The organism is Streptomyces sp. MB09-02B (assembly GCF_033794485.1).
In the GTDB taxonomy this organism is placed as follows: Bacteria; Actinomycetota; Actinomycetes; order Streptomycetales; family Streptomycetaceae; genus Streptomyces.
This window is the reverse complement of sequence record NZ_JARGEE010000256.1, coordinates 1-13,132: the sequence shown is the minus strand read 5'-3', so window position 1 is coordinate 13,132 and position 13,132 is coordinate 1. Positions and strand designations below refer to the sequence as shown.

7 protein-coding genes are annotated in these 13,132 nt (G+C 72.8%); 4 read left to right on the top strand and 3 right to left on the bottom strand.

The features are described from left to right. Positions 1-5,488: non-ribosomal peptide synthetase (locus tag P1P70_RS29280; protein ID WP_319242973.1), on the bottom strand; the 5,488-nt coding region annotated here is incomplete at its 3' end. Between the two features lie 199 nt (positions 5,489-5,687). On the opposite strand from P1P70_RS29280, the gene P1P70_RS29275 reads away from it, so the two are divergent. The 3 genes from P1P70_RS29275 to P1P70_RS29265 all read left to right on the top strand — a co-directional run bounded on the left by P1P70_RS29275 (position 5,688) and on the right by P1P70_RS29265 (position 8,851). Next, the gene (locus P1P70_RS29275; RefSeq protein WP_319242971.1) at positions 5,688-6,728 is read left to right on the top strand and encodes a FecCD family ABC transporter permease; all 1,041 of its coding nucleotides are present in this window, start codon (positions 5,688-5,690) and stop codon (positions 6,726-6,728) included. A gap of 64 nt (positions 6,729-6,792) precedes the next feature. Further along, complete coding sequence (locus tag P1P70_RS29270) at positions 6,793-7,902, top strand: FecCD family ABC transporter permease (RefSeq protein WP_319242968.1); 1,110 nt, start codon at positions 6,793-6,795, stop codon at positions 7,900-7,902. Between the two features lie 4 nt (positions 7,903-7,906). Continuing rightward, entirely contained in the window at positions 7,907-8,851 is a 945-nt protein-coding gene (locus tag P1P70_RS29265) for an ABC transporter ATP-binding protein (RefSeq protein WP_413471563.1), read from the top strand. Positions 8,852-8,913: 62 nt separating this feature from the next. Here the strand turns inward: P1P70_RS29265 and P1P70_RS29260 are convergent, their stop codons facing one another. Next, positions 8,914-9,861 (bottom strand): methionyl-tRNA formyltransferase, encoded by a 948-nt coding sequence (locus tag P1P70_RS29260; RefSeq protein WP_319242965.1) that lies wholly within the window; start codon positions 9,859-9,861, stop codon positions 8,914-8,916. A 120-nt stretch (positions 9,862-9,981) separates the two neighbouring features. Here P1P70_RS29260 and P1P70_RS29255 point away from each other — a divergent pair, with 120 nt between their 5' ends. Next, on the top strand, positions 9,982-11,313 hold the full coding sequence (locus tag P1P70_RS29255) for a lysine N(6)-hydroxylase/L-ornithine N(5)-oxygenase family protein (RefSeq protein WP_319242963.1): 1,332 nt from the start codon (positions 9,982-9,984) through the stop codon (positions 11,311-11,313). 250 nt (positions 11,314-11,563) lie between these two features. Here the strand turns inward: P1P70_RS29255 and P1P70_RS29250 are convergent, their stop codons facing one another. After that, positions 11,564-12,850 (bottom strand): streptophobe family protein, encoded by a 1,287-nt coding sequence (locus P1P70_RS29250; RefSeq protein ID WP_319242960.1) that lies wholly within the window; start codon positions 12,848-12,850, stop codon positions 11,564-11,566. Positions 12,851-13,132 lie beyond the last annotated feature (282 nt).

Genomic DNA, 13,132 nt, shown 5'->3' with positions numbered 1-13,132 from the left:
GCGTGGGGGCGGGGCCGGCGGCGGCCTCGGTGGAGGCGTCGGCGGTGTCCAGCAGCAGTACGGAGGGCGCGTTCCCCTCGGCGGACGGGCTCGGCGCGGGCAGTCGGTCGGCCGTCGCGGCGAGGGTGACCACGGTCGTGGCTCCCGAGTCCGCCAGCATGTGGGCCACCCGGTCGGCCGGGTAGTCGAGGTCCACCGGCAAGTAGGCGGCGCCCGACTTAAGGACGCCGAGCAGTGCCACCATCAGCTCCGCCGAGCGCGGCACGGCGACCGCCACGAACGCCCCGGGGCCCGCGCCCCGGCCGCGCAGCCGTACGGCCAACTCCTCGGCGCGGGCGTCCAGTTCGGCATAGGTCAGCCGCTCGTCCTCGAAGACGACGGCCGTCGCGTCGGGCGTCCGGGCGACCTGCGCGGCGAACCCCTCCGCCAGGGTGGACTCCGGGACGACGCGCTCCTCGCCGAGGGGACGGGCGCGCAGGGCCTCGTCGGGGGAGAGCAGTTCGACGGAGGCGGCCGCACGGTCCGGTGCCTCGGCGACGGCCTCCAGGACGCGGACCAGCCGGTCGCCGAGGGCGCGGACGATGTCGCCGTCGAGGCGCTCCGCATGGTGCTTGAGCCGCAGGTCGAGCCGCCGGCCCGGCTTGACGACGAGGGCGAGGGGATAGTGCACGGCGTCGTGGAAGGCGTCGCCGGTGATGCGTACGGTGCCCGAGGCGTCCCGGAGGTCCGGCTCGGCGGGGTAGTTCTCGAACACCACGAGGGTGTCGAAGAGTTCGCCGGAGCCCGCGTGCCCGGTGAGCCGCTGGATCTCGGCGAGGCCCAGGTACTGGTGGTCGAGCAGTCGGGCCTGTTCCTCCTGGAGGCGCGCGAGCAGGGTCCCGAGGGATTCGCGCGGTGCCCAACGGAACCGTGTCGGAAGGGTGTTGATGAACAGGCCCACCATGGAGGCGATGCCGTCGACCTCGCCGTCGCGCCCGGAGACCGTGGTGCCGAACACCACGTCGTCCCGGCCGGTCAGCCGGCTCAGCAGCAGGCCCCAGGCGCCCTGCACCACCGTGCCGAGGGTGACGCCGTGCTCACGAGCCCGCTCGGCGAGCCGCGCCGTGGTGCGCTCGGACAGCTCCACTCGAACGTGCTCGGGCCGTACAGGCGCCCCGTCGGCCGGGGCGTCGACCAGCCGCGTCGGCTCGTCCAGCCCGGAGAGCGCGTCGCGCCAGACCTCGCGTGCCGCCTCCCGGTCCTGCTCGGCGAGGCGGCGCAGGAAGCCCCGGTAGGGGGCGACCTCGGGCAGCGCGGGTGCGTCGGTGCCGTAGTACGCCATCAACTCGCGGTGCAGCACCGGCAACGACCAGCCGTCCGCGACGATGTGATGGAACGTCAGCACCAGGCGGCTGCGCTCCTCGCCGAGCCGGACCAGGGCGCAGCGCAGCAGCGGGGGCGCGGCCAGGTCGAAGCCCCGGGCCCGCTCGTCCGCGGCCACGGCGTCCGCGAGACTCTCGCGCACCTCGCCGTCCTGCGACGAGAGGTCGACCTCCCGCCAGGGCAGTTCGGCGTCCCGCGTGATGATCTGCACCGGGGTGCCGTCCGGGCGCTGACGGAACGCGGCCCGCAGCGGCGTGTGCCGGTCCAGCAGGTGCTGCGCGGCACGGCGCAGCACCGTGGCGTCGACCGGTCCGGCGAGGTCCAGGACCTGCTGGACGACATACGTGTCCCCGTCGGCGCCGCCGGTGAGGGAGTGGAAGAAGAAGCCCTGCTGGAGCGGGGTGAGCGGCAGCAGTTCGGCGACGGACAGCGGACGCGCGCCCTGGATCTCGGCGAGTTCGGCCGCGTCGACCTCGATGAGGGGCTCGTCGGCGGTGTGGTCGGCGACCGGCTCGACGGCGACCCGCTCGACGGCGGCCTCGGCCAGCGCCTCGACCGTACGGTGCCGGAAGACGTCACGGGTCGTGAGCCTGAGGCCCGACTCGCGGGCCCGGATGAGGAGTTGGATGGCGCTGATGCTGTCGCCGCCGAGCGCGAGGAAGTCGTCCTCGGCCGTCACCGCGTCCAGGCCGAGCACCTCGGCGTACAGCGAGCACAGCAGCCGCTCACGGGGGGTGCGCGGGGCGCGGCCGGAGCTCATCGTGGCGTAGTCCGGCGCCGGCAGCGCCCTCGCGTCGATCTTGCCGCTGGGGGTGACCGGCAGGGCGTGCAGCGGGACGAACGCCGAGGGGACCATGTAGTCGGGCAGCCACTCGGCGGCGTGCCCGCGCAGGGCCCGCATCAGCGCGCTCACGTCACGGAAGGGCGCGGGTCGGTTGGCGCGCGGATGGACGCCGCCCGTCCGGTACAGCGGGCCGAAGGGGCCGTCGAGGACGAGCACGGCGTCGAACGCGCCGTCGTCGGCGTTGCCGTTCCAGGTGAGCGCCACCCGGTAGCCGTGCTCGGCCGCCAGCGCGTGCAGGTCCTCGGGGTCGGTGGCGTCGGCCGCCTGCCGGCTACTGTCCTCCAGCCGCCGCAGATCCGCGAGGTCGTCCGCGAGGCGCGCGTTGGGCACACCGGTGACGCGGAGCCCGTCCGGGCGCCCGGCCAGCAGCTCCGCCAGTCCACCGAGGCCGCCGATCGCCGACCAGTCGGCCTCCGGCAGCTCCCGGGCGGCCACCGGGGCCCCCGGACGCAGCACGACGTCGTACCGGTACCGGCTCAGCTCGTTGTGGTGCGCGGCCCGCTTGAGGCGGATCTCCGCGTCGAAGCCGTCGAGGGCGGCGAAGAAGTCCGGGTCGAGCAGGAGTTCGCCCTCCCAGCGCACGGACCGCTCGACGGCCGCCCGCAGCGCGCTCTTGTCACCCTCGTCACCACCGGCCGCCCGACGGGTCTCCACGGCCGCGCGCAGCGTCCGCAGCAGGCGCAGGTTGCGGACGTCGCCGACGAAGATCCGGCCACCGGGGGCGAGCAGCCCCGCCACCTGGCCGAGCACGTCGGCGAGGTACTCCCCGCTGGGGAAGTACTGCGCCACGGAGTTGATGACGACGGTGTCGAAGTACCCCTCGGGCAGGCCCTCGGTGTCGTGGGCGGGCATCGCCCGCAGCTCGACCTTCGCGGACAGCTCCGGATCGCTGTCGATCTGCGCGCGGAGTGCCGTGACGGCCTGGGCCGACAGGTCGGTGCCCCAGTAGGCCTCGCAGTCGGGCGCGATCTCGGAGAGGATCAGACCGCTGCCGACGCCGATCTCCAGCACCCGCCCGGCGGAGCCGAGTTCACGGATCCGGTCGACGGTCGCCGTCCGCCACTCGCGCATCTCCTCGACGGGAATCGGCGTGCCGTCGTACATGCTGTTCCAGCCGGCGAAGTTCTCGCGGAGGCGGGAGCCGTCGGTGTCCGCCGCGCGCGAGTCCTCGGAACCGGCGGCCCCGTAGAGGAGTTCGTGCAGTTCCTTCCACTCCTCGACCCGCGCGTCCGCGTCCCCGTCGCGCGGCGCGTCGAGGGCCGGGACGACATAGGCGGCGAGACGGCGGTCGCCCGGCCGGTCCTCGCGGACGACGACCGTGACCTGGTCGACGGCCGGATGGCCGCGCAGCACCGACTCGATCTCGCCCGGCTCGATACGGAAGCCGCGGATCTTGACCTGGGCGTCGGCGCGCCCCAGGAACTCAAGTCGCCCGTCCGCCCGCCAGCGCACCAGGTCGCCGGTGCGGTAGAGCCGCTCGCCGGGCTCCCCGAACGGGTCGGCGACGAACCGCTCGGCGGTCAGGTCCGGCCGCCCGAGATAGCCCCGCGCGAGGCCCGCGCCGCCCAGGTACAGCTCGCCGGTGACTCCGGCGGGCACCGGCCGCAGGAACGCGTCCAGGACGTACGCCCGGGTCCCCGGGTCGGGCACACCGATCGGGACGATCGCCCCGGCCGGGATGTCGGGATCGCACAGGCCGAGCGTGGAGTTGGTGGTGGCCTCGGTCGGGCCGTAGGCGTTGAACATCATCCGCCCGCGCGCGTACCGGCCCACCAGCTCGGGGGAGACCCGCTCGGTGCCCGCCAACAGCGTCGCCGTCGGCGGCAGTGCGATGTCGTCGGGCATGGCGGCCAGCAGCGCGGGCGGCAGGATCATGAAGGTGATGCCGTGGGCGTTCGCGTAGTCGGCGAGCGGCGCGCCCGGCACCCTGCGCTCGGCCGGTACGACGACGAGCCGGCCGCCGGACAAGAGTCCGAGACACAGGTCCCAGAAGGCGACGTCGAAGCTGGGCGAGGCGAACTGCAGCACCCGGCTGTGCGGGCCGATGCCGAACCGCTCGCTCTGCGTGGCCACCAGCTTCGCCACACCGCCGTGAGCGAGGACGACGCCCTTGGGGCGGCCGGTGGAACCTGAGGTGTAGATCACATAGGCGGCGTTGAGGACGGTCAGGGGCGCCCCGCGGTCCGCCTCGGTGGGGTCGTGGACCGGCCGCCCCGCCAACTCGGCGGTCGTGGCGGGCGCGTCCAGCTCCAGGAGGGTCATCCCCTCGGCCGGTTCGGGGAGGTCGCGCGCGGTCTCGCCGGTGGTCACCATGCAGACGGGCCGTGCGTCGCCCAGCATGTACGCGACGCGGTCCGCCGGGTAGTCGTGGTCGATCGGCAGATAGGCGGCGCCCGACTTCAGGACGGCCACCTCGGCGACGATCAGCTCGACGGAACGCGGCAGCGCCAGGGCGACGATCCGCTCGGGCCCGGCACCCCGCGCGATCAGCGCGTGCGCCAGGCGGTTGGCGCGTTCGTCCAGCTCGGCGTAGGTGAGTTCCTCGTCCTCGAAGACCAGCGCCACGGCCTCGGGCCGCTGCCGCACCAGCTCGGCGAACATCGCGGGCCAGGTGTCCGACGGCACCGTGTGCGCGGTGTCGTTCCAGCCGTGGACGACCTGCCCGTACTCCTCCCGGGACATCAGGTCCAGCCGGGCCACCGCCGTCCCGGGGCGGGCCACGGCGTCGGCGAGCAGCGTGCGGTAGTGACCGAGCAGCCGCTCGACCGTCGTGCCGTCGAACAGGGCGGGGGAGTACGACGCCCGCGCCTCGTCCCCGTCCACCTCCAGCAACACATCGACCGGGGCCGGGAGTTCACCGGCCGGGCGGGCGGCCGTGGCGAACGCCGTGTTGAAGAACAGTCCGCCGCCGCGCGTCGGCCGGGGCCGCAGCTCCTCGACCAGGAGGCCGACGGGCACCCGGTGGGTCTGCGCCTCCTCCCACGCCTGCGTCACCCGCCGCGTCAACTCGGCGAACGTCGGCTCGTGTTCGACGGACACCCGCAGCGGGAGCCCGTCATGGCCCACGGTCAGGTCCGTCGCCCCGGTGTAGCGGTGCAACAGCGCGACGAACGCCGCGAGCCGGACGGCGTCGGAGGCGTCCGGGACGCCCGACAGCACCCGCGAGTCGCGCTCGGGCAGCGGCTCTGGCGGATGCGGCCGGTCGGCGGGCAGCGCGATCTCGAGCGGGAGCGGTGTCAACAACCGCCGCCAATGGGACAGAACTTCCTCGGAACCGCACACAGCCGCGAGCCTCCCCAGCGGGTCGGGGTCCCGGACCTGGGGCCGGGGTCGCCGACATACTAAGGTAAGGGTTACCTAATTCACAGGGCCCGCATAGAGAGGTACCCGCCCGGACGGGGCGGCATTCGACGGAAGACCTACAGTTCACCCCGTGCTCGCCCTAGAGTTAAGGCAAGCCTCATCAAAGAAAGTTGAAGACGTGGGGACCTCGACGGTCCGGGCGGCGAAAGGCCCCCGCGCGGTACTGCTGCTGACGCTCTCCTGCGTCCTCCTGCTCACGCTGTGCGCCCTGTCGATGGCGTTCGGCGCCCTCGGCGTCCCCCTCGACCAGGTGTGGCACACCCTGCTCGGCGACGCCCCCAGCACCCGGATCGACAGCGTCATCTGGTCCGTACGCCTGCCCCGCACCGCCCTCGGCCTCGCCACCGGCGCCGCCCTGGGCCTGTCGGGCTCGCTCATGCAGGCGCTGACCCGCAATCCGCTGGCCGATCCCGGCATCCTCGGGGTGAGCGCGGGCGCGGCCTTCGCCGTGGTCCTGTCGGTCGGGGTGCTCGGCATCGGATCGGTGTACGGGTACATCTGGTTCGCTTTCGGCGGCGCGTTCGCCGCCAGCGTCCTGGTGTACCTCCTCGGCGGACTGGGCCGATCCGGCTCCACACCGGTCAAACTCGCGCTGGCCGGTGTGGCGGTGACCTCCCTGCTGTTCTCGCTGACCAGCGCCATCGCCCTGACCGACCCGGACGCGCTCAACCGCTACCGCTTCTGGAGCGCCGGCTCCCTCGCCAACCAGGACGAGGCCGTGCTCCTGCGCGTCCTGCCGTTCCTGGCCGTCGGCGCGGTCCTCGCCCTCGCCTGCGCCCCCGCCCTCAACAGCCTCGCGCTCGGTGACGACGTCGCGAAGTCGCTCGGGCTCAAGCTCGGCCTGGTCCGCGTCCAGGGCGTCGTAGCCGTCACCCTGCTCACCGGGGGAGCCGTCGCCGTCATCGGGCCCGTGGTCTTCGTCGGCCTGGTCGTCCCGCACATCGCCCGGGTCCTCGCCCAACTCGCCGGGATCGGCCCGGACCACCGCTGGCTGCTCCCGCTGTCGGCCGTCCTCGCCCCCTGCCTCCTGCTGACCGCCGACATCGCGGGCCGTCTGCTCGCCCGCCCGACCGAGATCCAGGCAGGCGTCCTCGTCGCCTTCGTCGGCGGCCCCTTCTTCATCGCGCTGGTCCGCCGCCGGCGTCTCGCGGAGCTGTGAACCATGACCTCACGACCGGGCGTACGCGGGCCCGTGAGAACCGAATCCGTGGAGCTGTGAGCCGATGACGACCGAACTCGCCCCCGTACCGCCCCCGAAGGGCGCCGGGGACCCCACGCCGAAGCGGCGTACGGCGGACCGCATCGCCTTCCGGCTGCCCGCCCCGCCCGTCTCCGGTGTCGTACGGCCCCGGCTGCTGGTGGTCTGTCTGCTGCTCGCGGCGGCCGCGTTCCTGGCGTTCGCGGTGGTGACCTCCGTCGGGGACATCGCCCTCCCGCTCGGCGACGTGATGAAGGCCCTGGTGGGCACGGGCGACCCCGGAACCGAGCTGATCGTCCACGAACTGCGGCTGCCGCGGGCCCTTGCCGGACTGCTCGTCGGCATCGCCTTCGGCATCTCCGGAGCCCTCCTCCAGACGGTGACGCTCAACCCGCTGGCCAGCCCCGACATGATCGGCATCACCCAGGGCGCCGGCACGGCGGTCGTCGCCGGGATCGTCCTCGGCTGGGACGGGGGCCTGGGCACCCAGGCCCTCGGCCTGCTCGGCGCGACGGTCACCGGCCTGCTGGTCTACGCGCTGGCCTGGAAACGCGGCACCACCGGCTACCGCATCGTCCTCGTCGGTATCGGCGTGGCCTGGATCTGCACCAGCCTCACCGACTACCTCATGGCGCGCGGCCAGCGCTTCCAGGCCCAGGCCGCCCTCGGCTGGCTCGTCGGCAACCTCAACGGCCGTACCTGGGACCAGATCGGTCCGCTCGCCGTCACCATGGCCGTGCTCGTGCCGCCGGCGATCCTGCTCGGACGGCAGATCCGCGTCATGCAACTCGGGGACGACGTCGCCAAGGGCCTCGGCACCCGGGTACAGATCGTCCGGGTGGCCGTCCTGCTCATCTCCGTCGGCCTCGTGGCCTTCGGCACGGCCACCGCCGGACCCATTGCCTTCGTGGCACTCGCCGCGCCCCAGGTCGCCCAGCGCCTGGCCGGCACCCCGTTCCCGCCGCCCCTCGCCGCCGGACTCACCGGCGCGGTGATGGTCCTGGTGTCGGACCTCGCCGCCCGCAAGCTCGTCCCGGACACGGAGCTACCGGTCGGGGTCGTCACCGGGGTGCTCGGGGCCCCCGTACTGCTGTGGCTGCTCATCCGCGCCAACCGCGCCGGTTCAGGAGGCTGAAGACGTGTCATCGAAGGACGAGCCGACGACGAAGCGCGACAACCGCGCCGACGTCCACGCCCACGCCCTCGCGGACTCCCGCGACGGCGGTCCCGTCGACGGCCCCGAACTGCGGGCCGAGGGCCTGCGCCTGGCCTACGACGACCGGATCGTCGTCGAGGACCTCGACCTGGTGATCCCGACGGGCCGCGTCACCGCCATCGTCGGCGCCAACGCCTGCGGCAAGTCGACCCTGTTGCGCGCCCTGGCCCGCCTGCTGACGCCCATGGCGGGCACCGTCCACCTCGACGGCCGCTCGGTGCACTCCATCCCCACCCGGGTCCTCGCCCAGCGGCTCGGCATCCTCCCCCAGACGCCCGTCGCCCCCGAGGGCCTGACCGTCATCGACCTGGTGGGGCGCGGACGTTCCCCGCACCAGACCTGGTGGCGGCAGTGGTCCCAGAGCGACGAGGAGGCCGTGCACGAGGCGCTCAGGGCCACCGCCATGAGCGACCTCGCCCACCGCCCCGTCGACGAACTCTCCGGCGGACAGCGGCAACGCGCCTGGATCGCCATGGCCGTCGCCCAGGGCACCCCCGTGATGCTGCTGGACGAGCCGACGACCTATCTGGACCTCGCCCACCAGATCGACGTCCTCGACCTGGTCACCGATCTCAACCGGCACCAGGGCCGCACCGTGGTCATGGTCCTGCACGACCTCAACCAGGCCTGCCGGTACGCCGACCACATCATCGCCATGAAGGGCGGGCGCATCGCCGCCGAGGGCGCCCCGGCCGACGTCATCACCGCCAGGACGGTCGAGGACGTCTTCGGGCTGCGCTGCGTGGTCGGGGAGGACCCCGTCAGCCGTACGCCCCTGGTGATCCCGATGGGCCGTCACCACGAGGGCGGGGGCGAGGACGAGGGCGCGGACGCCGACGCGGTGCCCGTGGCGGGCACCGCCGGCTGACACGGGCACCCTAGGGCCATTCTCGGGCGCCGCCGGCCGACACGGCCGACGGCGCCCCCACCTCACGGACGGGCCGTCAGATAACCGCCCATCGTGCGGAAGTAGTCCGTCGCCGCGAGTTCCGTGCCGTCCTCCGTCCGCACCCGCTTGACCACCAGCCCCGGCAGCCGCCCGGAGCGCGCCTCCGCACCGGCGACGATCACGACCCCGTCTCCCTCCCGGATGAAGATCCGCCCCGGCGTGCCGCCGTAGCGGCCCTCGGACACGGCGGCCGAGACGATCCGGATGCGCTGACCCCGGTGGTGCGTGAAGGCGTTCGGATACGGATCGGACTGGGCCCGGACGAACCGCTCCAGGTCCTCGGCGGGCCAGGTCCAGTCGATCCGGCTGTCGTCCGGGGACCGCTTGTGGAAGAAACTCGACCGGGAGCGGTCCTGCGGCGTCCACACGGCCTCGCCGGAGGCGATGAGGTCCAGCGACTCGGTGACCAGCGGGCCGATGAGATCGACCGTGCGGTGGAACAGGTCCGTCGCCGTGTCCTGCGGTCCGACCCGCACCGAACGCTGCAACAGCACATCGCCCATGTCGAGTTCGGCGTCCATGCGGTGGGCCGTGACACCGACCTCCGGCTCGCCGTTGATGAGCGCCCAGATGAGCGGCGAGAACCCCGCGTAGGTCGGGAGCAGCGAGTCATGGATGTTCAGGGTGCCGTGCGGCGGCAGATCGAAAATCTCCGGCGGCAGCCAGGTGCGCCAGTTGTTCGCCACGATGAGATCGGGCTCGGCCTCCTTGAGCACGCGCAGCAGCTCGTCGTCGTCCGGCCGGTTGCGCAACAGCACCGGTACGCCATGCTGTTCGGCCAGGTCGGCGACCGAATCACTCCAGATTTTCTCGTACGCGTGGTCGCTCTTCGGATGGGTTACCGCCAGCACCACCTCGTGGTCGGATTTCAGCAGTGCCTGCAGCGTCCGGTGTCCCCAGGTCTGGTACCCGAACATGACGACCCGCATATGAGCCCTCCTCAGCCGTTGCTAGGTAAGGCTTACCTTATCTAACATGGCTCTGCTGGGGGAGGCTGTGTTCCGGCTTGGGAGACTCTGTGACCCCTTCTATGAAAGGCAGATGACGCGGTGACGACGCTGCACACCGGGGCGGATTCCATCTACGACGTACTCGGGATCGGGTTCGGCCCATCCAATCTCGCACTCGCCATCGCATTGCACGAACACTCCGTGGCCTCCGGCACGGAGAACGGACTGCGGGTCGGGTTCCTGGAGAAGCAACCCCGGTTCGGATGGCACCGGGGCATGCTCATCGACGACGCCACGATGCAAGTGTCCTTCCTCAAGGACCTGGTGACGATGCGTGACCCCACCAGCGACTTCAGCTTCCTGTGCTACCTGCGCGACCGAGGCCGTCTCGTCGACTTCCTCAACCTGAAGACGCTCTTCCCGCTGCGCATCGAGTTCCACGACTACTTCGAGTGGGCGGCCGCCCGCGTCGCGCACCTCGTCGAGTACTCCGCCGAGGTCGTCTCCGTGCGCCCCGTCACCCGGGACGGGGAGATCCGCTACTTCGACGTCACCAGCCGCACACCCGGCGACCCGGACAGCCTGACCGTCCGCCGGACCCGCAGCATCTGCGTGGCCACCGGCCTGGAACCCCACCTCCCGCCCGGCGCCGACCTCTCCGAACGGGTCTGGCACAACAGCCAGTTGCTGCCCCGCGTCGACCAGGTCGTGCGCTCCGGACAGCCGGTGCGCCGCGCGGTCGTCCTCGGCGCCGGACAGAGCGCGGCGGAGGCCGTGGACTACCTCCACCGCAGCTTCCCCGAGGCCGAGATCTGCTCCGTCTTCGCCAAGTACGGCTACACGCCCGCCGACGACAGCCCCTTCGCCAACAAGATCTTCGACCCCGAGGCCGTCGACCTGTACTACGGCGCGCCCCGCGAGGTGAAGCAGTCGCTGTTCGACTACCACCGCAGCACCAACTACTCCGTCGTCGACATGGACCTGATCGAGTCCCTGTCCCGCTCCATGTACCAGGAGAAGGTCCAGGGCCGGGAACGGCTGCGGATGATGAACGTCTCCCGGCTGCGCGAGGTCGAGGCCGGCACCGAGGACGTCAAGGTGACCGTGGAGTTCCTGCCGACGGGGGAGCGCGAGGTCCTCTCCTCGGACCTCCTCGTCTACGCCACCGGTTACCGGCCCCAGGGCGTCGGCGACAACCTGGGCGAGATCGGCAAACTCTGCCTGCGCGACGACGAGGACGCCCTCATGGTCGGCCGCGACCACCGGGTCACCACCAACCCCAACGTCACCGCCGACATCTATCTGCAGGGCGGCACCGAACACACCCACGGCCTCACCTCCACCCTCCTGTCCACCACCGCCGTACGCGCCGGGGAGATCTGCGCCTCCCTCCTCGCCCGCCGCGCCACGGCCGTGGCGGCGAGTGGGTGATCGACCGCTGAGGTTCGCCCCCGGAGGGCCGGACGATCGGACTCCGGGGCGGGCCGGCATCGCGGGATGATGTTCTCCGTCGCGCCGGAACACGGCGCGACTCCGCACAGCGCCGGTGCACACGGGACGACCGGCTCCGTGACACACGCGACCGGGCCGTCCGAACTCCCCGGGCCTGAGCGGCCGACGCGGGGCGGACGCCGTGCCGCGTCCGCCCCTCGTCGTTGACGGCGGTCGACCCGGGCCCGCGTTACCGGTGGCCGGGGCGCGCGTCGACCGCGCCCCTCCGCCGTACGCCCTTCGCCAGCGCACCGCCCAGGCAACCGGTCACCAGCCCCCACAGCACGGCGAGTCCGAGCGCGGACCACAGATGGGGCCGCAGGTACAGCTCCCCGCCCAGGTCGCCGCCGAGGTCGCCGATGCCGAGGACCGACAGTCCGTAGTGCGCGGAGATCCGGCCCACCAGGCAGATCGTCAGCACAGTGAGGGCGAGCGCGGCCGCCATGTGCACACCGTGCTGCCACAGCCGTACCCGGGCCGGGGAACGGGCCGCCATGACGAACGCGGCGACCGTCAGCAGCACCGCGTTCACGACCAGCAGCCACCACACCCGGCCGTCGTACTCGGCGACGGAGCCCAGGTTCAGGGTTGACACGTCGGGTCCGCGCACGACCTCGTCGAGGATCTTCGGCATCGGCAGCCCGAAAGGACCCTCGACCTGGCTGTCCCAGGTGGCGCCCAGGCCGATCGTGAGAACCAGCCACATCACGTTCGGCAGCCCCAGCAGGATCACCGCGGCCGTCTCGGCGGCGTGCCCACGGGTCAGTGCCACCACGACCGCGATGACCAGCCCGATGCCGACGTACGCCAGCAGCAGGCCCACCATCGCGTACGCGGCGGGCCGCACCGACTCCTGGAACCGCAGCAGCCTCGCCGGGAGCGGCGCGCCGCGCGACACCAGCAGCGCCAGGACGACCACACCGGCGAGCCACAGCAGACCGAAGAACACGGTCGGCGCCATGGCCGTCTCGAAGCCCACCTCGGCGGAGGTGCCGAAGAAGTCGCCCACGTCGCCGAGGGAGATGTCGAAGTCCTGGCGGGCCGCGAGCGCGAGGCCGATCAGCGCCGCGAGCCACAGGACGGCGATCCGGGCGGCCCAGCCCGCGAGTTCGCCCGCCCCCGCGACCGCCCGGTGCCGCAGCGGCCGCAGAAATCCGGCGGCGATCACCAGCGCGCCGACGAGGGTCACCGACAGCGGGACCACGGTGAGGCCCGCCCGCGTCTCGGCGAGGGGCCCGGCGTCGCCGGAGAGCTCGATGGTGCCGCCGACCGCCGTCACCACGGTGGCCGCGACGACCCGGGGGAACGCCCCGTCGGGGAGGTCCGCCGCACCCGCCGCCCAGAGCCCGAGGGACGCCGTCACGATCATCGCGACCAGCCCGGCCAGCACGGTCGCGAGGGCGTGGAGCCATCCGTGGCGGGCGGGTGCCCGCTCGGCTGACGTCTCCCGCCGGGGACGCAAGGTCTGGGGACTCACTCTTGCCACGCTAAGCACGGCCGAGGCACTCCGCGCGGCGAGCCCGCAGGCCCGGGGCGGCGGTGAGCCCGCAGGCCCGTGGGCCGACGACCCTCGGCTGCGGGCGTCCCCCGGCTTGCGGGGTGCCCGGGGCCAGAGCACACAATGGGCCTGTTGTGGATCAAAACGCCGTCATCGGCGTGAATCGCCGCAGAGTCCCTACGGCGGGAGAAGCCCCGTGAGTGCCGACCAACCCTCCTCCGGCCGCCCGACCGGCCCGCCCTCCGGCCCGCTGTCCGGACC